Genomic DNA, 19,567 nt, shown 5'->3' on the forward strand with positions numbered 1-19,567 from the left:
TTTAACGCGGGCCATGCGATCTCTCATTTTGCCCGCCGTCGCCGTTTCCCTTGCTCTTTGCGGCTGTAACGCGGGCGCTTCTGCGCGCGGGGGCGCGCAAAAGGTCGGAGCCGGGCTGGGCGACGCCGTCACCGCGCCGCTGGAAGACCTGAACCTGCGCCGTGATGAAATCCCGACCATTCTTCTGCAAGCTGAAGCCAATCCCTATGACCTGCGCAACTTGAATAGCTGCCGCACCATCGGGGCCGAGATCGCCCGGCTGGACGAGGCGCTGGGGCCTGACACGGATGGACCGCCGTCGCAGGACGGCTCCTATATGAGCGAGCGGGCGGCCGATGCTGCGGCCGGGGCGACGCTTGACGCCGTTCGCGGGACAGTCACCGATTTTATCCCGGCGCGCAGCTGGGTTCGTCGTCTGACCGGCGCCGACGCGCACAGCAAGCACGTGCAGTCGGCGATTCAGGCGGGCCTGCGTCGCCGCTCTTTCCTGAAGGGCGTGGGGATGCAGCGGAACTGCGCGCCGCCGGCCGCGCCTGCCGGCTTCGTCCCCCGTCGAGGCTAGGCTTTCAGGTGCCGAGCGCGGAAATCGCGGCGGAACTGTTCAAACCGGCCCTCGGCTATGGCGGCGCGCATGGCGGCCGTCAGCGCCTGGAAGAAGGCGATGTTGTGCCAGCTGAGCAGGATCTTGCCGAGGATCTCGTCGGCGCGGATCAGGTGATGCAGGTAAGCCTTTGAATAGTCCTGCGAGGCGGGGCACGGAACCTCAGGATCCAGCGGGTCCTGATCCTCGGCGAAGCGGGCGTTCTTGAGGTTCAGCGGGCCGTCCCAGGTCCAGGCCTGGCCGTGACGCCCGGCGCGGGTCGGCAGGACGCAGTCGAACATGTCGACGCCACGATAGACCGCCTCGACCAGGTCGATGGGCTTGCCGACGCCCATCAAATAGCGCGGTCGGTCCTTGGGCAGGAACTCGGGCGCATAATCCAGCACCTCGCACATGGCCTCATGGCCTTCGCCGACGGCCAGACCGCCGATGGCGTAGCCGTCGAAGCCGATCTCCCGCAGGCGTTCCGAGGATTCGCGGCGCAGGTTTTCATAGGTCGAACCCTGCTGGATGCCGAACAAGGCCTGCGCATCGCGCGTGCCGAAGGCGTTCTTGGATCGCTGGGCCCAGCGCGCCGACAGCTCCATGCCCTCGCGGGCGCGCTTTTCCTCGGCGGGCCAGGCGACGCATTCGTCCAACTGCATGACGATGTCGGAGCCGAGGCGGTCGGCCTGAATCTGAATCGAGCGTTCGGGCGTCAGGACGTGTTTGGAGCCATCGATGTGGCTGGAGAAGGTGACGGCCTCCTCGGTCAACTTGGAAATGCCCGACAGGCTCATGACCTGAAAGCCGCCTGAGTCTGTCAGGATTGGCTTGTCCCAGCGCATGAAGTTATGCAGGCCGCCCAGACGCTCCATCCGCTCCGGCCCCGGCCGCAGCATCAGGTGATAGGTATTGCCCAGAATGATGTCCGCGCCCGTCTGCTTGACCTGATCCACCGTCATGGCCTTGACCGTGGCGGCGGTGCCGACGGGCATGAAGGCGGGGGTGCGGATGTCGCCGCGCGGCGTTTTCAGCACGCCGGTGCGGGCGCGGCCTTCGGCAGCGGAAATTTCGAACGGGAAAGGCATTAAGCGTTCCTTGCAGCGGAGCCGCGTCTTAGGCCCTCTGTTTCTGAACCGCCAGTCAGCGCAGCAGCGTCGCCAGCCGCTCTGCGCGTTGCAGATCCTTGGGGCGGCCAAACAGGCGGCATTTCTCGATCTGTTCGGCGACCGTGGGAACATAGAGCGTCCCGCCGTCCAGGGCGATCGGCTGGCGCGTGGTGAAAATGACCGGCGTCCAGTCGGCGCCTGCGCGCACATCCATCTGCGCCATCACCTCGACCGGGACGGGCGTGGTCAGGATTTGGCCGAAGACCTGAGAGCGGAACAGGCCCTCGCCGGGGTCTTCCACGGCCTCGCCGTGCAGGGTTTCGATCAGGCGGCGGGCGTCGCGCGGGCTGGTCATGACATCGACGTCCGGCACATGCCATTCCGACAGGCCCGACAGCGCCATGCCTGCGCCCCCGAACACCCACCAGGGATCCTGAAGCTCGCTCGCCGCAGACGCCAGGATGTCAAAGGTGGCGGCCAGGTTTTCGGGCAGTTGGTCGATCATGGCTGTCTTTTAGGCTGATTTCGTCTCCGGCAGGAAGTGTCTGATCCCCATGACCACCAAGGCGCCGAGCGCGGACATGGCGGCATTTATGCACAGGCCGAAGACCAAGAGGAAGATGAGCACGCCGATGGCGCCAAGCGCCGACGTCGCTGGAGCGCCGTTCATGTGAAACAGGCCGGGTGATAGAAACGCCAGCAGGACGCCAAGGATGAAGAAAGCGATCTGAAAGGCGGCGGCGACGCCGAACGTCACGGTGAACAGGCCCCCGAACGAGGCCGTCTTCAGATAGTGCATGGTCGTCCCCCTGCTGCGCTACTGTCTGAACAGCAGGCTTCCGTCGCCATAAGAATAGAAGCGGTAACCATTGTCGATGGCGTGGGCGTATGCGGCCTTCATCGTCTCCAGACCCGCAAAGGCGCTGACCAGCATGAACAGCGTCGATTTCGGCAGGTGGAAGTTGGTCATCAGCACGTCGCACGCGCGGAAGCGATAGCCCGGCGTGATGAAGATGGCCGTGTCGCCGTGGAAGGGCTGGATCACGCCGTTCTCGGTGGCAGCGCTCTCCAGCAGGCGCAAGGAGGTGGTGCCGACGCAAACGATGCGCCCGCCGGCCGCGCGCACGGCGTTCAGGGCGGCGGCGGTGTCGGCTGAGACCTCGCCCCACTCGGAATGCATCTTGTGCTCGGCGGTGTCGTCGGCCTTGACCGGCAGGAAGGTGCCGGCGCCGACATGCAGGGTTACGGCGTGGGTCGTCACGCCGCGCGCCCGGATGGCGTCCAGCAGGGCAGGGGTGAAGTGCAGACCCGCCGTCGGCGCCGCGACCGAGCCGTCATGCTCGGCGAAGACGGTCTGATAGTCCTTCAGATCCTGATCGTCCTCGGCCCGCTTGGCGGCGATATAGGGGGGCAGGGGCATGACACCGACCTCGCGGATGGCGTCGTCCAGCGCCGGGCCCGCCAGATCGAAGCGCAGGGTGACAAGGCCGTCCTCGCCCTTGGCGGTGATCTCGGCGTCGACCTGGCCCAGGAAGCAGGCGTTGTCTTCCTCGCGCCCGAAACGCACCCGGTCGCCGACCTTCAGGCGCTTGCCGGGCTTCATGAAGGCGCTCCAGACATCGGGCGCGTCGCGGTGGTGAAGGGTGGCCTCGACTGGCACGGACAGAAGCTCGCCTTCTGGTCCGGTGCGGTGGCGCACGCCGGACAGACGGGCGGGGATCACGCGGGTGTCGTTGAAGACAAGGGCGTCGCCGGGCTCCAGAAAGCCGGGCAGGTCGCGGATGACCCGGTCCTGAAGCTCGCCGCCCTTCACCACCAGCAGGCGCGCTGAGTCGCGCGGGTAGGCGGGGCGCAGGGCGATGCACGCCTCGGGCAGGTCGAAGTCGAAATCGGAGGTCCGCATGGGGCGGGGAATGCTCACGCCGCGCCTTTGCGGTCAAGCGAGGCGCAGCCGAAAGTCGACTGGCGAAAACCTATCCAGCCGCTATGTCAGGCGCAGCCAATGGGAGTTTGAGTGCATGACCGATCGCTATCTGGACGACCTGACCGTCGGCGAAAGCTGGACCAGCGAGCCCTTCACCATGACCGAGGCGGAGATCATCGCGTTCGCGACCGAGTTCGACCCCCAACCCATGCACATCGACAAGGCGGCGGCCGAGGCGGGACGGTTCGGCGGCCTGATCGCCAGCGGCTGGCACGTCTGCTCGCGCGTGATGCGTCAGTTCGTGGATGAAGCCTATTTCGGCGACACTCCGCTGCTGGGCATGAACGTCGACGCCCTCTGGTGGGTGCGGCCCGTGCGGCCCGGCGACACCCTGACGGTGCGCCGCGAGATCATCGAGATCCGTCCGTCCAAGAGCCAGCCTGATCGCGGGGTCGTCCGCACCAAGACGACGGTGACCAATCAGGACGGCGACCTGGCCATGAGCTTTGAGAACCAGATGCAACTGCCGCGGAACGCCGAAGCGCAGCTGTAAAACGCGGCTGCTGTTGACCCCGGGCCTTCAAGGCGTCAAAGCCCGGTACATGCTACAGAACCTCGAAACCCTGTCCCGTGAGGCCCGTTCGTGGCCGTTTGAGCAAGCGCGCAACCTGCTGGCCCACGTGCTCAAAAAACGGCTGTCGGACGCGGAGCGTGATGCGGCCAAGCTGCTGATCGACGCGGGCAAGACGGACGAGGCTCTGGCCGCCTTTGAGGCGCTGAACAAGCCGGTGATCCTGGAGACAGGTTACGGCCCGTCGGGCCTGCCGCACATGGGCACCTTCGGCGAGGTGGCGCGCACAACCATGGTGCGCAACGCGTTTCGCGCCCTGACCGGCGATCACTGGGCCACGCGTCTGATCGCCTTCAGCGATGACATGGACGGCCTGCGCAAGGTGCCCGAGGGCATCCCCAACTCGGAGATGCTGCGCGAAGACCTGCATCTGCCGCTGACCAAGGTGCGCGATCCGTTCGGCACGCACGACAGCTTCGGCGCGCACAACAACGCCCGCCTGCGCGCCTTCCTCGATAGCTTCGGCTTCGAGTATGAGTTCATGTCCTCGACCGAGACCTATCGGTCGGGCCGGTTCGACGCGGCCCTGCTGACCATGCTGGAGCGCTTCGACAAGGTCATGGGCATCATGCTGCCGACCCTGGGCGAAGAGCGCCGGGCGACCTATTCGCCCTTCCTGCCGATCAGCCCGATCACCGGCCACGTGCTGCAGGTGCCGACGCTCGAGCGTAACGTCGAAAAGGGCACGATCGTCTTTGACGACCCTGCGGGCGGCCGCACCGAGGTTCCCGTCACCGGCGGCCATGTGAAGCTGCAGTGGAAGCCCGACTGGGCCATGCGCTGGACGGCGCTGGACGTCGACTATGAGATGTCGGGCAAGGACCTGATCGAGAGCGTGCGCGAGTCGTCCAAGCTGTGCCGCGCCATCGGCGGCGTCCCGCCGGAAGGCTTCAACTACGAGCTCTTCCTCGACATCGAAGGCCGCAAGATTTCTAAATCAAAGGGCAATGGCCTGACGATGGAGGACTGGCTGCGCTACGGCACGCCCGAGAGCCTGAGCTGGTACATGTTCCAGTCGCCGAAGTCGGCCAAGAGCCTGCATTTCAACGTCATTCCGCGCGCGACGGACGACTATCTGTCCTTCATCGAACAGTACAAGACGCAGGAACCGGCCAAGCGGATGGACAATGCCGTGTGGCACATCCATTCGGGCCAGCCGCCTGAGAGCGCCTCGCCAGTGTCCTTCGCCCTGTTGCTGAATCTGGTGGGCGTGGCCAACGCCTCGACCAAGGATCAACTGTGGGCCTATTTCGCCAAATATCTGCCGGACGCCACGCCTGAGAGCGAGCCCATGCTGGACCGGCTGATGGGCTATGCGCTGAACTACTACGAGGACTTCGTGAAGCCCTCGAAGACCTATCGTCTGCCCGACGACAAGGAGAAGGCGGCGCTGCTGGATCTGGCCGAACGGCTGAAGGCGCTGCCGGCCGACACCACCGACGGAGAGGTCATCCAGGGCGAGGTCTATGCGGTCGGCAAGGCGCATGAGTTCGAGCCGCTGCGGGCCTGGTTCCAGGCGCTGTACGAGGTGCTTCTGGGCGCCTCGCAGGGGCCGCGCTTCGGGTCGTTTGCGGCCATCTACGGCCTGCCGCAGACGATCTCCCTGCTTGAGGCGGGCGCCAACGGCGAACTGGCCGCCTGACCCTGAGCGTCATCCCGGCCGAAGCCGCAAGGCGTAGAGCCGGGACCGCCCAAAGCTCGAGGAGCAGCGCTTCCCGTGGTCCCGGATAATGGCTTCGCCGTTTCCGGGATGGCGTTGGGGTGGCCTCAAGCAGCGCTATGCGCGGTCGGCCCACTGAGCATGGCCTCAAGTAGCCCGAAGGGCGGTAGGCCCACTGAGCATGGCCTCAAGTAGCGCGAAGGGCGGTAGGCCCACTGAGCATGGCCTCAAGCAGCGCGAAGCGCGGTAGGCCCACTAAACATGAACACAACATAACGGCGAGGCTGGGGGAGCCTTCAGCTTCGCCGGTGCATTGTCCCTCCATCGACAACTCGATGACAGGAGAGACATATGTCGAAGATGTTCAAGGCGGGTCTGGCCGCCACCGCAATGTTCGCCGCCCTGGGTTCCGCCGCCGTGCCGATGAGCGCCGCCGCCATGCCTCAGGCCAACGGCATCACCAACTGCGACGCGCCCGGCGGTCGCCAGCAGGCAGGCGCCGCGATCGGCGCCGTTCTGGGCGGCCTGGCCGGCAGCCAGGTTTCCAAGAATGAGCGCGCGCTCGGCGCGGTGGTCGGCGCCGGCGCCGGCGCTGCGGCGGGCTCCTACATCGGCTGTAACCAGCAACGTGCGCGTTCGGCCAATCAGGCGGGCGCCAACTCCTACCGCGCGACCTCCAATCTGCGCATTCGCACGGGCCCGGGCGCCAACTATCGCCAGACCGGCAGCCTGTCGGCCGGTCAGCCGTTCACCGCCATCGGCTCGCAGGGCGAGTGGGTCCAGATCGCCGGCGGCGGTTGGGTGAACGCCCACTACGTCGCGCCGAACTGATCGATTTTCTCCCCCGCATCGATCAGAGCGAAGGCCGTCCCGAAAGGGGCGGCCTTTACGTCTTATTGGCTGACCCAAAGGATGCGCGCCATCCAGAGAATCTGATCGCGCGCGATGGTGCGCGGGGGATATTCGGGGTTGATCGAGGCCAGGACGATCTCTCGCGCGCCCAATAGAGCCGCTTCTTTCGCCAGCGTTTCGCCGCTTCGCGTCCGCAACGCCACGCGGTCGCCTCGCCGAACGTCCGTGGCGTCCAGATCGACAATCACCCGGTCGCCGGGGCGATACAGGGGCGCCATCGAGTCGCCCTCGATCCGCAGGCTGAACAGGCTGTCCTTGCGCGTGGGCAGAGCCGTCTGCTCCCAGCCTTCGGCCAAGGGCAGGCCCGCGTCGTCGAAGAAGCCTTCGTCGCCAGCGCGCGCCAGGCCGAGCAAGGGAATAGGCAGGGCGCGAGGGCCAGCGTCGTCTGCCAGATCCGCGAACTCGCCCAGGCTAAGGCCTGTCGATTGCAAGACGCGCATCAGGCTTTCGCTGGAGGGCCATCTGGGCCGCGTTGGGGTCCCGGCGCCAAACCGCTTTGAACGATTGAAGCTGGTGGGATCCAGACCCGCCCGGCGCGCCAGTCCCGAGGCCGACAGGCCCTCGCGGCGCGCCAGCGCATCAATCGCGTTCCAAATCTGCGTGTGGGACAGGGGCATATGCAACCCTATCATGCCAGGCGGTGTGTAGGAATATTAGCCTATTCGGTATCCTGGCCGACGGCTCGACGCTCCTGCCAGGCCAAAAAGGCGCCGACAGCAATTGCGATCATGATGCCGTAGGCCGTCATGTTCAGCACGGTGTAGAAGGCGGAAACCGTCGGTTTCATCTTCATGAAAACCATGACGTGGCTGGCCACGGTCAACAATTGAAGCGCACTGGCCCAAACGGGCCAGGAACGAGGCGACTTCCACACCAAGGCGACGAAAACGCCCAGAACCACCAGATCGATCACGAACATCGGCCACTGGACGCCCGCATAGCCGATGTAGTTCTGGGTCAGGATCGATAAAAACCAAGCAAACAGCATGGTCGCAGCGCCGATCCTCTCGGGGCGCCCGCCCTTGGCGAGTGCGAACAGCCCTATCGCGAGCATGATCGTCATGCCGACGTACTCGGACATGAAGCTGAACATGAAAAACCCCCTCCGCCGTGAGCGAAGGGGGTATCATGTCACCAAAGTGCGGGAAACGCATCCAACACTATGGCTGGATTAGATTAAATTCACGCAACCCGCAGGTGGCCCATCGGGCGGTCGTCCCACTCGTCGGGCTTGGCCACCGGGCCGGCGGCGTAGACGCCGTAGCCCATGCGGCGGTGATCCTTGGCCATTTCGTTATGGCTGGCGACGATGGCTTCGCGCGCGGCGCTCAGGGCGGCGATGGCTTCCATCGCCTTGGCCTGCGACACCGTTCCGGCCACGGCGGACACGTTTAGCGCGGAGCGGGCGCCGATCATCGACTGCACGAGGGCGGTCGCCTGCACGATCGCGTCGTCGATCGCCTTTTCAGCAGAATGCAGATCACCGGCGACTGCGGCGATGACTTCGTTACGTTGCATAGCTTACCCCTCATCTAAAGAACGAATGGGCAATAGTTAACACGCATTAACGATCTTCGGTAGTGTTTTGTTTACCATTCTTTACGTTGCGACCGGCTGTCAGACGACCCGGCTCCTCAGGCTGAGGCCGCTTCGTCCAACAGGAAATGCGCCGTCAAACTGGCGATCGGCTGGGCGTGGTTTTCCTGCCAGGCCTCGGCGATGACATAGGCGACGCGGCGTCCGGCGCGGTTGATGCGGGCGCGGGCGAATACGTCGACGGGCTTGCCCGAGCGCAGATAGGCCACCGTTACGTTGATCGGTCGCGGCAGGCGCAGGCCGGGATAGGTCAGAGAGACCTGGGCCATAGCCGTCATCTCCAACAGGGCGGCGGTGGACCCTCCATGCAGGGCAGGCAGGAGCGGGTTGCCGATCAGCTTGTCGTCAAACGGCATTGTGACGGTGACTTCATCGCCGTTCACCTGTGTCTGAAGGCCGAGGAATTGGGCGTAGGGCAGGGAGTCCAGCAGGGCGGCGGTCATGCGGGGTCCTTGGCTCTGCGGGGCTTAAGATTGGCGCCGGTGCGGCTGTCGCCTTCGGCGCTGACCATATAGGCGGACTGGGCGGCAGCGACGGGGTCGGCAGGATCATCCTCGAACGCCCAGGCCCGCACGAAAGCCAGATTGCGCGTCAGGCGATAACAGCGGGCCTCGGCCAACAGGTCGCGCCCCGGCTGGGCGGCGCGCATGTAGTCGACCCGCAGGTCCAGCGTCGCGATAGGCCGGAAGGCGTCCAGCGCCACCCAGACCGCCAGACCGCCCGCATGGTCCAGCAGGGTGGTGACCAGCCCGCCCGCCAGCACGCCCGTCTCGGGATCGCCGACCAGATCGTGGCGATAGGGCACGCGCATCCGCACCCGATCGCCCTCCAGCCCTTCATAGGCAAAGCCCAGGGCGTGGGTGTGAGCGGCCCCCGAAGCCAGTTGCGGCAGTAGGGTGGTAAGGAACGATTCCGTCATCAAGGCGTCCTTTGTGAGCGTCGCCTTTGGTCGCCTGCCCGAGGTTGTCTTGTCCAGCCACACTGTGAACCGATGATGCGTCCTCAGGATCTTTTGCGACCTACGCCCGCAGGCCTTTATTGCCCGCCGGGAGATTTCTATGTCGATCCGGTGCGGCCGGTGGACCGGGCCGTCATCACGCATGGTCATTCGGACCATGCGCGCGCCGGACATGGGGCGGTGCTGGCGACGCCCGAGACTCTGGCGATCATGGCGGTTCGCTACGGCGCGGATTTCGCAGGGCGCACGCAGGCGGCGGGCTATGGCGAGACCATATCCATCGGCGGCGTCGAGGTGCGGCTGATCCCGGCGGGACACGTTCTGGGCTCGGCGCAGGCGGTCGTTAGTCAGAGCGGCCTGATCATGACGGTGTCAGGCGATTATAAACGCCGCCGCGATCCGACCTGCGCTGCTTTCGAGGCGGCGCCGTGTCACGTCTTCATTTCGGAGGCGACGTTCGGCTTGCCGGTCTTCGTTCATCCGCCGGACACAGAAGAGATCCAGCGGCTTGTGTCGTCTCTGGCGCAGTTTCCCGAGCGGGCGCACCTGGTCGGGGCCTATGCGCTGGGCAAGGCGCAGCGGATCATACGGCTATTGCGTGAAGCGGGTTGGGAACGGCCCATCTATGTCCACGGCGCGCTGGAGCGGCTGAACGACCTCTATCAGGCGTCAGGCGTGCCGCTAGGGCCGCTGGCGCCTGCGACGGGGCTGAAGGCCGGAGCCTTGGGCGGGGAGGTGGTCATTGCGCCGCCGTCGGCCATTCAGGATCGCTGGGCGCGCAGGTTCGCCGAGCCGATCGCGGCGTTTGCCTCGGGCTGGATGGGCGTGCGCGCGCGCGCGCGTCAGCGCGGGGTGGAACTGCCGCTGGTGATTTCCGACCATGCCGACTGGCCGGAACTGACGCAGACGTTCGAAGAGATCACGCCGGAAGAAGTTTGGATCACCCACGGCCGGGAGGAAGGCCTGCTGCGTTGGTGCGAACTGAAGGGAATGCGGGCGCGCGCCTTGCGTCTTGTCGGCTATGACGAAGAAGGCGAGGACGAGCAGAACGTGCTGGAGGACGCAGGTTGAGCCGAGGTCAGGCGGCTCCGCGATCCTTGTGTGCAACGCTCTCTTCTGCAGGATCCAGAGCCGTGTTCATCGCCAGGCGCAGCCGTTCAGGCTTGATGGGCTTTTCGACCACGGCGGCCATGCCTGCGGCCAGATAGCCCTTGGCGTCGTCCGGATCGGCGTTGGCGGTGAGGGCGATGATGGGGATTTGGCCGGCGGGTCCCGAAAGGGCGCGGATTGCGCGCGTGGCGCCGACGCCGTCCAGGCGCGGCATCTTGATGTCCATCAGGATCAGATCGAACGGCCGTGACTGCACGGCTTCGACAGCTTCCTGGCCGTCCTCGACGGTTTCCGAGGTGCAGCCGAACATTTCGCACAGGGCCTGGGCCACGACGCGGTTGGTAGCATTGTCGTCGGCGATAAGGATGTGCGGCTGGGCCTGCAGGTGCAGATGTTCCAGGTCCGCGACGTTGGATGGCGTTTCCTGCTCCATCAAGGCGATGGGGGCTTCGATTTCAAAGGCGAAGGTCGCGCCCCGACCGGCGTTGTGCTCCGCGCGCAACTCGCCGGCCATGTATTGAACCAGACGGCGGCTGACCATCAGTCCCAGGTCGCCGCCCTGTTCGGCCGCGTCGTCGAACCGGGCCGGGTCGGCCGCGCCGTCGTCGCGGACGCGGGCCTCGATCACCACCTGATCGCCTCGAGCGTGAGCCTTCAGGCTGGCTTCGACCATGCCGTGACGCGCATTGCCCAGGGCGGCGCCGATCAGGTTGTTGAACACCTGTTTCAGGCGCTCGGCGTCCAGAATGGCCGCCAGTTCGGTGTCGCCCTCATAGCCGACCATCAGGGTCACGCCGTCCTGGGCGGCGCGCGGAGACCAATGGGTCTGAAGCTGGTCCATCAAGGTGCGTAGCGGCGTAGGCGCCGGGGACAGCTGCAGCTCGCCCGCCTCGGCCCGAGCCAGGTCTAGGGCATCGTGCAGATTGCCTAAGAGGTCTTCGGCCGATTCCATGATGGTGCGCGCGTGCGCCTTGGCAGCTTCATTCAGCGGCTGTCGATGCAGGAGCTCCGCGACGGCCAGCACGCCGTTCATGGAGGTGCTCAGCTCGCGATTGAGCAGGCCCATGAAACGGCTCTTCTCACGGGCGGCGGTCTGCATGGCGTGATCGGCGTCAACAGCGGCGCGGGCCTGCTCTGCTAGCCGCTGGTTTTCATGCCTCTGCTGTTCGTTGACGGCGCGAAGCAGGGCCACGGCCGTGCCGACGCCGCGATAGGCCCCGTTGCGGGTGACGATGAAGCCTCGCATCAGCGCGCCGGGACCGCTTTTCAGGATGATGTCGGCGAATGCGTCGATGCGAACGCCCGCTTCGACCACCGCCGGTTCCGGGTCCATCAGATGAGAGACCTCGCGCCCGCCGTACAGGCTGACGCCCAGCGGACCGGCCAGCTTCATCAGGAAGTCGCTGCGTTCGATCAGGCCGACCGGGCGGTCTCCGTCCACGACTGCAATCGCCAGGGTGTCCGGCTCCCGCTCGAAACGTGCAAACACCTCTCCTGTCTTGGCAGAAGGGAGTACGGGCTCCGCCCTGTCGGTCAGCACTTCGATGGTCGGCATTCGGCCGGACTCCTACTGAGGCCATTTTACATTCGCTTATGATTGTTTGCTGAACCGTTAAGCCAGGCCCGCAAAGGACGGCGGCCGGTTTCTTTTGCGACGCGGACAGGTCTGGTCTATGGGTCTTGACCACCCATCTTCCTGACCCTGGACGTCCTCTGGATGCGCGCGGCCGACCGGCCGACCGCAGATTTGTCATGAGCGAAATCGACCTTCACCCCGCTGCCTCCGCCCTGATCCTCTTTTCCGGAGGACAGGACAGCGCCACCTGTCTGGCCTGGGCGCTGGAGAGGTTTGAGCGGGTGGAGACTGTCGGCTTTGATTACGGCCAGCGCCACGCGGTCGAGATGGAGGCGCGCCAGGCGGTCCGGCGCGAAGTGACTAAGGCCCTGCCGCAATGGGCGGACAGGCTAGGCGACGATCATGTGGTCGATCTAACAGGCTTTGGCGCCATCGGCGAGACGGCCATGACCACCGCGCGCGCCATTGAGGCCGACGCGCGCGGCCTACCCAACACCTTTGTCCCGGGGCGAAATCTGATCTTTCTGGTCGCGGCGGCGGCGTTGGCCGACCGGCGGGGCCTGGAAGCCTTGATCGGCGGCATGTGCGAGACGGACTATTCCGGCTATCCCGACTGCCGCAACGACACCATTCAGGCCACGGCCCGCGCCCTGTCGCTGGGCCTGGACAAGCCCGTGCCGGTCGAGACTCCGCTGATGTTCCTGACCAAGGCGCAGACGTGGGAACTGGCCGAGCGGATCGGCGGCGCCGCCCTGGTCGAAGCGATCATCGAGTTCAGCCACACCTGCTATCTGGGCGACCGGACCCAGCGTCACGCCTGGGGGTATGGCTGCGGGGCCTGCCCGGCCTGCGAACTGCGTGCGGCAGGCTATGCCGAATGGGCGGCCGCATGACCTATTCGGCCAAGGAAGTCTTTCTGACGGTGCAGGGCGAGGGGGGGCAGGCGGGCCGCCCGGCGGTGTTCCTGCGCTTCGCCGGATGCAATCTGTGGAGCGGGCTGGAGCGGGATCGCGCTGCCGCCGTCTGCACCTTCTGCGACACCGATTTCGTCGGCGTGGACGGCGATGGCGGCGGCAAGTTCAAAACCGCCGATCTGATGGCCGATCACGTCGCCGGGATGTGGCGCGGTCGCGAGGGCGACCCCAAGCTGGTGGTCTGCACCGGCGGCGAGCCCTTGATGCAGTTGGACGCGCCGCTGATCGACGCCCTGCATGCGCGCGGTTTCCAGATCGCCATCGAAAGCAACGGCACCATGGCGGCGCCCGAAGGGATCGACTGGATCTGCATCAGCCCCAAGGCCGACGCCCCTGTGGTTCAGAACTCGGGTCAGGAACTGAAGCTGGTCTTTCCTCAGCCGCTGGCCATGCCCGCCCGGTTCGAACACCTCGATTTCGAGCATTTCTGGCTTCAGCCGATGGATGGACCGGACCAGGCCGCCAACACGGCCGCCGCCATTGAATACTGCCTGACCCATCCGAAATGGCGTCTCAGCGTCCAGACGCACAAATATATCGGGGTGCGGTAGGCCCTCAGCAGTCCTTGCCGCGCTTCTGTCTCTGTTCGCAGCGGCGTTGCTCACGCTCCCAGGCGCGCTGTTCGCGTTCGCGTTTGGCCTTGGTTTCCTCATCCGAGGTGGTGACGGCGTCGAAGCCTGCACCTACGGCTGCGCCGGTCACCTTGGCCGCGCCGCCGACCACAGCGGCCCCGGCGCCGACGACGGCGCCCGCGACGCAGCCCTGAAGCATCAGGGCGGTGGTCAGGCAGAGGGCGAGGGTAGGTAAGCGCGTGAGCATGCGGATAGTCTGCCTGCGCCGGCTGCATCTGTCAGCGTGGAAAAAAAGAAAGACCCCGGAGATCGCTCTCCGGGGTCTCTTGCTAGGGTCCGTTCGGTTACCAGCTCCAGGCGTCGCGGACGACTTCGATGATGTAGCCGTCGTAGTCGTCGATCAGATAGATCGCATTGTCGACGTAGACCCACCGCGTGCCGGGAGGCGGATAGCCCAGGCCATAGGTGCGCCAATCGTTCACCTGATAGCGCCAGAAGACGTCCGGCAGGTACTGACCGACGGAGTACTGCCGGTTGTAATAGGTTCGCGGCACGCTGTAGTAGCCGTAGCCCGGTGCGAAATAGAAGCCGACGCGCACGCCGCTCCAGCCCCGGAAGCGGCTGTCGTAACGCCACCAATCGCTGCGATGACGACGGTCCCAGTCACGGCGCCACTGGTCGCGGTTCCAGCGATTGTGGAACTCGCGATAGTCCCGATCCCGGTTCCAACCTGGACGATCCGGCCGGTGCGGACGATTGACGTCAGGGCGGCCGGGGCGGTTCCAGTCAGGACGGTTCGGGCGGTTGGCGTCTGGACGATTCGGACGGTTCCAGTCGGGCCGATCGGGACGGTCGGGACGCGTCGCCCCCGGTCGATCAGGACGGTCCGGTCTTTCCGGCCGTTGCGGACGGTCAGGACGATCGGGGCGGCCAGGCTGGTTCGGCTGATTCCAGTCGGGACGGTTGGGACGCTCGGGCCGCTGTCCTTCTGGACGATCCGGGCGGTTGGGCCGTTGATGATCAGGGCGTTGGCCCGAGGGACGTTCGCCTTCGGGCCGCTGCGGGCGCGGGCCGTCCGGCGTTTGGGGGCGAGGCTGATCGGGACGAGGTTGCACGCTCTGGCGCGGGGTTTCGTGACGCTCGCGCGGCCGCATGGCCATATCGCCGCGATCGCGCTGCGGCGCGGCGCGGCGTTCAGAGCGGCGGGGACCGTCTTCGCGGGTCTGGGCGCGTTCAGGGCGCTCCTGGGCCAGGGGCGACAGGGGGGCTGCGGCGGGCACGAGGAAGGCGGAAACCGCCGCGAACATGAGAAAAGAACGTTTCATGGTCAAAGTCCTCGCACACCCAGATTGGGCGGCTTGAACGGAAAATAGACGGCTGAGCATGAACTGCGGCTGAACGGCGGTCACAGAGCGCCGTCATGAAAAAGCCCCGCAAGACAAATGCTTGCGGGGCTGATCGACTGCGCAGGTGCAGGTTTAGTAGACGTTGTTCATCACACTGGCGATCAGGCCCGTGGCGACCGCGATCATCAAGATGTCATTGCCGGCGTGGACGTAGCGGTAACCGCGCGGCGCAGGGCGCAGGCCATAGAAATAGGGGTCGCTGACATAGTAGCTGCGATACGCTGGCGGCAGGTATCCGCCCGTGCGCCAGCGATAACCGTAATAACGCGGCTCGACCCGATAGTAGCCATGGCCCGGCGCATACCAATAGCCGTTGCGCGCGCCGCGATAATCGCGGAATTCGGGGCGTCCGCGCCACCAGTCGCGGTTGTCGCGGCTCCAGCGGTCGTGACGGCGCTGCTCCTGGCGCCACTCGCGCTGGTCAGAGCGACGGTCGTGACGCCACTCGCGACGATCTTGGCGCCATTCGCGACGGTCGTCTCGTCGATCCTGACGCCACTCGCGGCGATCATCCCGGCGGTCCTGGCGCCATTCACGGCGGTCGTGGCGATCCTGGGCCTGCGCCATCATGGGAGCGGCCGTGGTCGCCAGCGCCAGGGCGATGACGGCGGCCTTGGTCAGGCGGTTCATGTTAAACTCCATGCAAAGCGGCGAAACCCTGTCAGCAGCCAGCTTCGGCGGCGGCGAATGAACCGCGGCTGAACCGGTCTGTCAGCCTCGCGTCCGCAGGCGTCTTGCGCGTTAACTCTAATTTCAAACCGCCGGTATTTGAATGTGGGTCCGAGAGCGGCGCAGAACGTGCTTCTCAGGAGGAACCTAGCGATGAACGCCCATGATACGGCGCGCCAACAGACCGACTACGCGCCCTTGCCCCTGCCCACGCCGGATATGGACGGCGATGCGCTGTTCCGGTTGGGCCTGGCCTATTCGTCCGGCCTGGACGGATGCCCGATCGACCGGGTGTCGGCCCATATGATCTTCAACCTGGCGGCCATGAAGGGGTCGCTCGAGGCGAAAGGGTATCGCCGCGACCTCAGCCAGGAGATGGAACACGACGAGATCGCCGAGGCCCAGCGCGCCGCGCGTCGTTGGATCGACGCCGGTTCATCGTCTCTGGCGGCCTGATTTCGAGCGGACCGAGACGGCTTCGGCGTCTGGACCGGGCGGCGACGGCGGGGTATGCACCCGGCAAGTTCTCCGTCCGAAGGATTCCGTCCATGCTCGCTCGCATCTATCGCCCGGCCAAGACCGCGATGCAGTCCGGCAAGGCCAAGACGCGCGACTGGCGTCTGGAGTTCGAGCCCGCCTCGGCGCGCACGATCGACCCGCTGATGGGCTGGACCAGCTCGACCGACATGAACGGCCAGGTCCGCCTGACCTTCGACACCAAGGAAGAGGCGATCGAATACGCCGAACGCCACGGCATCGCCTTCCGCCTGCATGAGCCGAACGAAGCGCCGGTGATCATCAAGGCCTACGCCGACAATTTCGCGACCGACCGCAAGCAGTCCTGGACCCACTAAGGTCCGCCGCGCCCCCTAGCGCCCATAGCTCAGGGGGCGGACTGCGCGAGTCTGACGGCTCCAGCGCTGTGTGCGACCACGGCAGGACGCGCCGCCGCGATGTCTCGCTGCACATATCCATAGAGCTGAGAGCCCAGCCACGCGATCCGGCTGACGACGATGGCGGCTAGCATCCCAAGGCCGTTCGGATGGCCGTCTTGATGGCCTCCGTATCGCGCTCATGGCTGTCGCCCCCGCACCGGCTAAGTCCCGCCGAAACCTGTCAGATGCCCGCAGGCGCTCAGGGTAGGCCTCTCTAACAGCAAGCATCGACGCACGCAGCGTCGGCTTGACGAACGGCGCGGTCGGCATCGGTTCTGTCCTTTGTGACTTGCCCAATCGCGGGGACGACGCCAGCGATCAGATCCAGCTTCTGCGGATGGGCTTCGGAGATGCCGCACCATCCGGCAAGGAAGGGTGCTCAACAAAGCGCGCCGACTTTCGTGGGGAAGCCGCACCCTTGTTTTTCGCGCGTTACCTCGCCCATAGTTCACCGAACGGAGAACTTGATGAGCGACATTATCAGACTGCCTGGCGGCGTTGAAACCAACCTGCGCCGCCTCAACGTCGGCTGCGGCTTTGACATTCGCCCCGATTACATCAACGTCGATATGAACGACTTCCACAGCCCAGACGTGGTGGCTGATATCGTGGACTTGGACGGCTTCCCCGACGGCCAGTTCGACGAGGTTTTCGCAAAGGACGTGCTGGAGCATTTCCTGTGGCGCATGACGCCCTTGGCGCTCCGGTCCTGGAACCGCGTGCTGCGCGTCGGTGGGAAGCTGGTGCTCACCACGACCTACCTGCCCGGTCTGGCGCAGCGTATTTTCTCCCCAGGCTACATGACCGATCTGCGGACCCAGCACATCACTCTGGTCAACCTCTTCTCGAGACAAGGGTATCCGGGCGATACGCACTACACCGCCTTTACCGAGCGGCAGTTGCGTTTTCACGCGCACAACGCGGGCTTCGGCGTCGAACATGTTGAGCTGGATGGCGGATGGCTTATCCGCATGACGATGGTGAAGGAGGAGGAGCGCTCGAACCCCGATATTACCACCGGCGACGATGGTGAGTTCGTGCACCGTATGTATCGCGACATCCTCGGGCGAGAACCTGACGCCGAAGGCACGGAAAGCTGGATGCACCGCCTTTCAGCAGGCGAGTTCGATCGTAAGGGTGTCCTGCTTCAGTTCATCGGCTCTACCGAACGGCAAGAGATCGACATGCGGGCGATGGACGCATTTGAACCTGGGCCGCTGACGCTGGGGATTTAGGCGTCAGTCCATATGGTGAATAGACATAAGATCGCCGGGGTCAAAGCCAAGCGTGGCGGGGCTTTGCGCCGAAACTCCCCGCCTTTCCGGCGTTGTGGGCGCCACCCCCTCCTGGCGATGCTTGCTGCATCGGGGCCCCCGCTGGCTCGACCTTTGCCGTGAAGGCGTCGCGCACGAAACGGCTCGTCGGTCGCGCCGTCGATCGCCGTGCTGATCTGGCGCCCATGGCGCGGATCTGTAGGCCGACATCAGACGCGACCGCGACAATGGCCAGCGCGAACGATATCCTGAAGGTCTCTATGTCGCGCAACAGCCGCGTGGCGAGGAACGAGCAGCGGAAGGGGGCTGGTGGCATGAACATCCAGGACGCACGAGTCCGACGGTCGGGTCGGACGGGAGTCTGACAGTCGCGGTTCGTTCTCTTGCCGCCGTCGCCGAAACCTCTTACGAAGCAACACTTTCCGGCCCTAGGCGCCCATAGCTCAACCGGATAGAGCACCCGCCTTCTAAGCGGACGGTTGCAGGTTCGAGTCCTGCTGGGCGCGCCACGCCTCTAATCCACGGGTCAGATCGGCGAGCAGATCGGCCGGATCCTCCAACCCGATATGCAGGCGCAGCAGTTGGCCGGGCAGGTCGGGCGCGTGCTGCCGATAGGCCAACTGCGGCGTCTCGTAAGTGATCAGGCTCTCGAAGCCTCCCCAAGAATAACCCATGCCGAACAGGCTGAGCGCGCGCATGAAGGCGTGGGCCGCCGCCTTGTCGCCGCCCTTCATGACCACGCCCATCAAGGACGCCGCGCCGTCGAAATCCCTGCGCCAAAGCGCGTGCCCGACCGAGCCGGGCAGGGGCGGGTACAGCACGCGAGAGACCTCGGGCTGGTCCTGAAGCCATTCAGCGACCTGCAGGGCGGCGCGCGCCTGAGCCTCATAGCGCAGCGGCAGGGTGCGCAGCCAGCGAAGCGCCAGCCAGGCGTCGTCCGGCGAGACATGCCAGCCCATGTCCTCGATGACGTTGCTGATGGCCCGGATGATTTCGGGCGCCTGCGCCGCGACGCCGCCCATCAGAAGGTCCGAATGCCCCCCTGCGTATTTCGTCAGGGCCTGAGCGCTGAGATCCACGCCGTGGGCGAGCGGGCGAAAGGCCAGACCGGCCGCCCAGGTGTTGTCCATCACCGTCAGCACGCCACGCGCCCTGCAGGCCGATGCGAGAGCAGGCACATCCATCATTTCAAAGGTGAGGGAGTCGGGCGCTTCGATCAGCAGCACCCGCGTCCGGTCATTCACCTGCTCCATCACTTGCTCGACAGACGCCCCCGCCGAGTGAAAGCGCGCGGCGACGCCTCTGTCGGCCATGTGGCGCGTCAGAAAACGCCGCGTGGGGCCATAGACAGCCTCGGTCGTCAGCACTTCGTCGCCCGGCCGCAGAAGGGCGGTTAGGGGCACGGTGACCGCCGCCAGACCGGACGGAACCAGAAAGGCCTCGCTTGCCCCCTCGAGGTCCGCGAGAGCCGCCCGCAGCTCACGCGCCGCGCTGGTCCCGTCTAGCCCATAGACAGGCCCGTCGCTCGGGTCCTGCATCGCCGCGGGATCGTCGCTCAGCATCGTGGAGGCGCGTTCGATCGGCGGATTGACCGGCCGGCGACCCAGGCCGCGTCGCGTGGCGCCGGCGATCAGTCGCGTGCGGTCCGACAGCTTCGGCATAGGGGCTCCGAGTAGTG

Annotated in this window: 24 protein-coding genes and 1 tRNA gene; 11 read left to right on the forward strand and 14 right to left on the reverse strand. The window is 65.6% G+C overall.

The genetic code is table 11. The annotated features are described in order from the left end of the window. Positions 1 to 13: 13 nt before the first annotated feature. Positions 14 to 562 (forward strand): hypothetical protein, encoded by a 549-nt coding sequence (locus PIB44_RS07495; RefSeq protein WP_025976827.1) that lies wholly within the window; start codon positions 14 to 16, stop codon positions 560 to 562. Here the strand turns inward: PIB44_RS07495 and tgt are convergent. The 4 genes from tgt to queA are packed head-to-tail and all read right to left on the reverse strand — an operon-like array spanning position 559 to position 3,595. Then, the gene (tgt, locus tag PIB44_RS07500; protein ID WP_278070923.1) at positions 559 to 1,671 is read right to left on the reverse strand and encodes a tRNA guanosine(34) transglycosylase Tgt; all 1,113 of its coding nucleotides are present in this window, start codon (positions 1,669 to 1,671) and stop codon (positions 559 to 561) included. The genes PIB44_RS07495 and tgt overlap by 4 nt on opposite strands. A 55-nt stretch (positions 1,672 to 1,726) precedes the next feature. Then, complete coding sequence (locus tag PIB44_RS07505) at positions 1,727 to 2,197, reverse strand: hypothetical protein (RefSeq protein ID WP_278070924.1); 471 nt, start codon at positions 2,195 to 2,197, stop codon at positions 1,727 to 1,729. Between the two features lie 9 nt (positions 2,198 to 2,206). After that, positions 2,207 to 2,491 (reverse strand): hypothetical protein, encoded by a 285-nt coding sequence (locus PIB44_RS07510; protein ID WP_278070925.1) that lies wholly within the window; start codon positions 2,489 to 2,491, stop codon positions 2,207 to 2,209. An 18-nt stretch (positions 2,492 to 2,509) separates the two neighbouring features. Next, positions 2,510 to 3,595, reverse strand: coding sequence for a tRNA preQ1(34) S-adenosylmethionine ribosyltransferase-isomerase QueA (gene queA / locus PIB44_RS07515; RefSeq protein ID WP_278070972.1), 1,086 nt, complete (start codon positions 3,593 to 3,595; stop codon positions 2,510 to 2,512). A 115-nt stretch (positions 3,596 to 3,710) separates the two neighbouring features. Between queA and PIB44_RS07520 the strand changes: the two genes are divergently transcribed. The 3 genes from PIB44_RS07520 (at position 3,711) to PIB44_RS07530 (ending at position 6,738) form a co-directional block, all read left to right on the forward strand. Beyond that, positions 3,711 to 4,169: a MaoC family dehydratase gene (locus tag PIB44_RS07520; protein WP_134580667.1), complete on the forward strand. Its 459-nt coding sequence runs from the start codon at positions 3,711 to 3,713 to the stop codon at positions 4,167 to 4,169. A 49-nt stretch (positions 4,170 to 4,218) separates the two neighbouring features. Beyond that, positions 4,219 to 5,889 (forward strand): lysine--tRNA ligase, encoded by a 1,671-nt coding sequence (locus PIB44_RS07525; RefSeq protein ID WP_278070926.1) that lies wholly within the window; start codon positions 4,219 to 4,221, stop codon positions 5,887 to 5,889. Positions 5,890 to 6,258: 369 nt separating this feature from the next. Then, positions 6,259 to 6,738 carry an SH3 domain-containing protein gene (locus tag PIB44_RS07530; protein WP_025976833.1) on the forward strand — a complete coding sequence of 160 codons (480 nt, stop codon included), beginning with the start codon at positions 6,259 to 6,261 and terminating at the stop codon, positions 6,736 to 6,738. A 62-nt stretch (positions 6,739 to 6,800) separates the two neighbouring features. Here PIB44_RS07530 and PIB44_RS07535 read toward each other — a convergent pair whose 3' ends face one another. The 5 genes from PIB44_RS07535 to PIB44_RS07555 all read right to left on the reverse strand — a co-directional run bounded on the left by PIB44_RS07535 (position 6,801) and on the right by PIB44_RS07555 (position 9,334). After that, complete coding sequence (locus PIB44_RS07535; RefSeq protein ID WP_278070927.1) at positions 6,801 to 7,436, reverse strand: S24 family peptidase; 636 nt, start codon at positions 7,434 to 7,436, stop codon at positions 6,801 to 6,803. Between the two features lie 41 nt (positions 7,437 to 7,477). Then, the gene (locus PIB44_RS07540) at positions 7,478 to 7,912 is read right to left on the reverse strand and encodes a hypothetical protein (protein ID WP_025976835.1); all 435 of its coding nucleotides are present in this window, start codon (positions 7,910 to 7,912) and stop codon (positions 7,478 to 7,480) included. 89 nt (positions 7,913 to 8,001) lie between these two features. Continuing rightward, complete coding sequence (locus PIB44_RS07545) at positions 8,002 to 8,337, reverse strand: hypothetical protein (protein ID WP_003168195.1); 336 nt, start codon at positions 8,335 to 8,337, stop codon at positions 8,002 to 8,004. Positions 8,338 to 8,453: 116 nt separating this feature from the next. Continuing rightward, positions 8,454 to 8,858 (reverse strand): PaaI family thioesterase, encoded by a 405-nt coding sequence (locus PIB44_RS07550; RefSeq protein WP_025976836.1) that lies wholly within the window; start codon positions 8,856 to 8,858, stop codon positions 8,454 to 8,456. Continuing rightward, positions 8,855 to 9,334, reverse strand: a complete 480-nt coding sequence (locus tag PIB44_RS07555) for a PaaI family thioesterase (RefSeq protein ID WP_025976837.1) — start codon at positions 9,332 to 9,334, stop codon at positions 8,855 to 8,857. Before PIB44_RS07555 ends, PIB44_RS07550 begins: the two co-directional genes overlap by 4 nt. Positions 9,335 to 9,406: 72 nt before the next feature. On the opposite strand from PIB44_RS07555, the gene PIB44_RS07560 reads away from it, so the two are divergent. Then, positions 9,407 to 10,444, forward strand: coding sequence for a ligase-associated DNA damage response exonuclease (locus PIB44_RS07560; RefSeq protein ID WP_253121677.1), 1,038 nt, complete (start codon positions 9,407 to 9,409; stop codon positions 10,442 to 10,444). A 7-nt stretch (positions 10,445 to 10,451) separates the two neighbouring features. Here PIB44_RS07560 and PIB44_RS07565 read toward each other — a convergent pair whose 3' ends face one another. Then, the gene (locus tag PIB44_RS07565; RefSeq protein WP_134580677.1) at positions 10,452 to 12,038 is read right to left on the reverse strand and encodes a response regulator; all 1,587 of its coding nucleotides are present in this window, start codon (positions 12,036 to 12,038) and stop codon (positions 10,452 to 10,454) included. Between the two features lie 197 nt (positions 12,039 to 12,235). On the opposite strand from PIB44_RS07565, the gene queC reads away from it, so the two are divergent. Together queC and queE are read left to right on the forward strand one after the other, a co-directional pair. After that, positions 12,236 to 12,952, forward strand: a complete 717-nt coding sequence (queC, locus tag PIB44_RS07570) for a 7-cyano-7-deazaguanine synthase QueC (protein ID WP_278070929.1) — start codon at positions 12,236 to 12,238, stop codon at positions 12,950 to 12,952. Further along, positions 12,949 to 13,584, forward strand: a complete 636-nt coding sequence (gene queE / locus PIB44_RS07575; protein ID WP_134582453.1) for a 7-carboxy-7-deazaguanine synthase — start codon at positions 12,949 to 12,951, stop codon at positions 13,582 to 13,584. Before queC ends, queE begins: the two co-directional genes overlap by 4 nt. Before the next feature lie 4 nt (positions 13,585 to 13,588). On the opposite strand, the gene PIB44_RS07580 is transcribed toward queE, so the two are convergent. The 3 genes from PIB44_RS07580 to PIB44_RS07590 all read right to left on the reverse strand — a co-directional run bounded on the left by PIB44_RS07580 (position 13,589) and on the right by PIB44_RS07590 (position 15,641). Continuing rightward, positions 13,589 to 13,852 carry a hypothetical protein gene (locus tag PIB44_RS07580; RefSeq protein WP_278070930.1) on the reverse strand — a complete coding sequence of 88 codons (264 nt, stop codon included), beginning with the start codon at positions 13,850 to 13,852 and terminating at the stop codon, positions 13,589 to 13,591. Between the two features lie 97 nt (positions 13,853 to 13,949). Beyond that, positions 13,950 to 14,930: an RcnB family protein gene (locus tag PIB44_RS07585; protein WP_278070931.1), complete on the reverse strand. Its 981-nt coding sequence runs from the start codon at positions 14,928 to 14,930 to the stop codon at positions 13,950 to 13,952. A 153-nt stretch (positions 14,931 to 15,083) separates the two neighbouring features. Then, complete coding sequence (locus PIB44_RS07590; protein ID WP_278070932.1) at positions 15,084 to 15,641, reverse strand: RcnB family protein; 558 nt, start codon at positions 15,639 to 15,641, stop codon at positions 15,084 to 15,086. A 192-nt stretch (positions 15,642 to 15,833) separates the two neighbouring features. Between PIB44_RS07590 and PIB44_RS07595 the strand changes: the two genes are divergently transcribed. The 4 genes from PIB44_RS07595 (at position 15,834) to PIB44_RS07610 (ending at position 18,398) form a co-directional block, all read left to right on the forward strand. After that, positions 15,834 to 16,136: a sel1 repeat family protein gene (locus PIB44_RS07595; RefSeq protein WP_278070933.1), complete on the forward strand. Its 303-nt coding sequence runs from the start codon at positions 15,834 to 15,836 to the stop codon at positions 16,134 to 16,136. 92 nt (positions 16,137 to 16,228) lie between these two features. Beyond that, positions 16,229 to 16,534 carry an ETC complex I subunit gene (locus tag PIB44_RS07600; protein ID WP_134580685.1) on the forward strand — a complete coding sequence of 102 codons (306 nt, stop codon included), beginning with the start codon at positions 16,229 to 16,231 and terminating at the stop codon, positions 16,532 to 16,534. A gap of 548 nt (positions 16,535 to 17,082) precedes the next feature. Next, positions 17,083 to 17,850, forward strand: coding sequence for a DUF4214 domain-containing protein (locus PIB44_RS07605; protein ID WP_278070935.1), 768 nt, complete (start codon positions 17,083 to 17,085; stop codon positions 17,848 to 17,850). Between the two features lie 471 nt (positions 17,851 to 18,321). Further along, a tRNA-Arg gene (locus PIB44_RS07610) sits at positions 18,322 to 18,398 on the forward strand. On the opposite strand, the gene metC is transcribed toward PIB44_RS07610, so the two are convergent. After that, positions 18,357 to 19,550 carry a cystathionine beta-lyase gene (gene metC, locus PIB44_RS07615; RefSeq protein WP_278070973.1) on the reverse strand — a complete coding sequence of 398 codons (1,194 nt, stop codon included), beginning with the start codon at positions 19,548 to 19,550 and terminating at the stop codon, positions 18,357 to 18,359. The two genes, PIB44_RS07610 and metC, sit on opposite strands and share 42 nt — an antisense overlap. Positions 19,551 to 19,567 lie beyond the last annotated feature (17 nt).

This window comes from Brevundimonas sanguinis, from assembly GCF_029636725.1.
Taxonomy (GTDB): Bacteria; Pseudomonadota; Alphaproteobacteria; order Caulobacterales; family Caulobacteraceae; genus Brevundimonas; species Brevundimonas sanguinis.

What these genes read in the sequence shown, in the direction of transcription:
- PIB44_RS07580 (WP_278070930.1), bottom strand. Translation starts at nt 13,852, where the DNA reads ATGCTCACGCGCTTACCTACCCTCGCCCTCTGCCTGACCACCGCCCTG.
- PIB44_RS07505 (WP_278070924.1), bottom strand. Translation starts at nt 2,197, where the DNA reads ATGATCGACCAACTGCCCGAAAACCTGGCCGCCACCTTTGACATCCTG.
- PIB44_RS07600 (WP_134580685.1), top strand. Translation starts at nt 16,229, where the DNA reads ATGCTCGCTCGCATCTATCGCCCGGCCAAGACCGCGATGCAGTCCGGC.
- PIB44_RS07550 (WP_025976836.1), bottom strand. Translation starts at nt 8,858, where the DNA reads ATGACCGCCGCCCTGCTGGACTCCCTGCCCTACGCCCAATTCCTCGGC.
- queC (WP_278070929.1), top strand. Translation starts at nt 12,236, where the DNA reads ATGAGCGAAATCGACCTTCACCCCGCTGCCTCCGCCCTGATCCTCTTT.
- PIB44_RS07560 (WP_253121677.1), top strand. Translation starts at nt 9,407, where the DNA reads ATGATGCGTCCTCAGGATCTTTTGCGACCTACGCCCGCAGGCCTTTAT.
- queE (WP_134582453.1), top strand. Translation starts at nt 12,949, where the DNA reads ATGACCTATTCGGCCAAGGAAGTCTTTCTGACGGTGCAGGGCGAGGGG.
- metC (WP_278070973.1), bottom strand. Translation starts at nt 19,550, where the DNA reads ATGCCGAAGCTGTCGGACCGCACGCGACTGATCGCCGGCGCCACGCGA.
- PIB44_RS07535 (WP_278070927.1), bottom strand. Translation starts at nt 7,436, where the DNA reads ATGCCCCTGTCCCACACGCAGATTTGGAACGCGATTGATGCGCTGGCG.
- PIB44_RS07605 (WP_278070935.1), top strand. Translation starts at nt 17,083, where the DNA reads ATGAGCGACATTATCAGACTGCCTGGCGGCGTTGAAACCAACCTGCGC.
- PIB44_RS07545 (WP_003168195.1), bottom strand. Translation starts at nt 8,337, where the DNA reads ATGCAACGTAACGAAGTCATCGCCGCAGTCGCCGGTGATCTGCATTCT.
- PIB44_RS07565 (WP_134580677.1), bottom strand. Translation starts at nt 12,038, where the DNA reads ATGCCGACCATCGAAGTGCTGACCGACAGGGCGGAGCCCGTACTCCCT.
- tgt (WP_278070923.1), bottom strand. Translation starts at nt 1,671, where the DNA reads ATGCCTTTCCCGTTCGAAATTTCCGCTGCCGAAGGCCGCGCCCGCACC.
- PIB44_RS07510 (WP_278070925.1), bottom strand. Translation starts at nt 2,491, where the DNA reads ATGCACTATCTGAAGACGGCCTCGTTCGGGGGCCTGTTCACCGTGACG.
- PIB44_RS07585 (WP_278070931.1), bottom strand. Translation starts at nt 14,930, where the DNA reads ATGAAACGTTCTTTTCTCATGTTCGCGGCGGTTTCCGCCTTCCTCGTG.
- PIB44_RS07495 (WP_025976827.1), top strand. Translation starts at nt 14, where the DNA reads ATGCGATCTCTCATTTTGCCCGCCGTCGCCGTTTCCCTTGCTCTTTGC.
- PIB44_RS07525 (WP_278070926.1), top strand. Translation starts at nt 4,219, where the DNA reads ATGCTACAGAACCTCGAAACCCTGTCCCGTGAGGCCCGTTCGTGGCCG.
- PIB44_RS07555 (WP_025976837.1), bottom strand. Translation starts at nt 9,334, where the DNA reads ATGACGGAATCGTTCCTTACCACCCTACTGCCGCAACTGGCTTCGGGG.
- queA (WP_278070972.1), bottom strand. Translation starts at nt 3,595, where the DNA reads ATGCGGACCTCCGATTTCGACTTCGACCTGCCCGAGGCGTGCATCGCC.
- PIB44_RS07540 (WP_025976835.1), bottom strand. Translation starts at nt 7,912, where the DNA reads ATGTTCAGCTTCATGTCCGAGTACGTCGGCATGACGATCATGCTCGCG.
- PIB44_RS07595 (WP_278070933.1), top strand. Translation starts at nt 15,834, where the DNA reads ATGAACGCCCATGATACGGCGCGCCAACAGACCGACTACGCGCCCTTG.
- PIB44_RS07520 (WP_134580667.1), top strand. Translation starts at nt 3,711, where the DNA reads ATGACCGATCGCTATCTGGACGACCTGACCGTCGGCGAAAGCTGGACC.
- PIB44_RS07530 (WP_025976833.1), top strand. Translation starts at nt 6,259, where the DNA reads ATGTCGAAGATGTTCAAGGCGGGTCTGGCCGCCACCGCAATGTTCGCC.
- PIB44_RS07590 (WP_278070932.1), bottom strand. Translation starts at nt 15,641, where the DNA reads ATGAACCGCCTGACCAAGGCCGCCGTCATCGCCCTGGCGCTGGCGACC.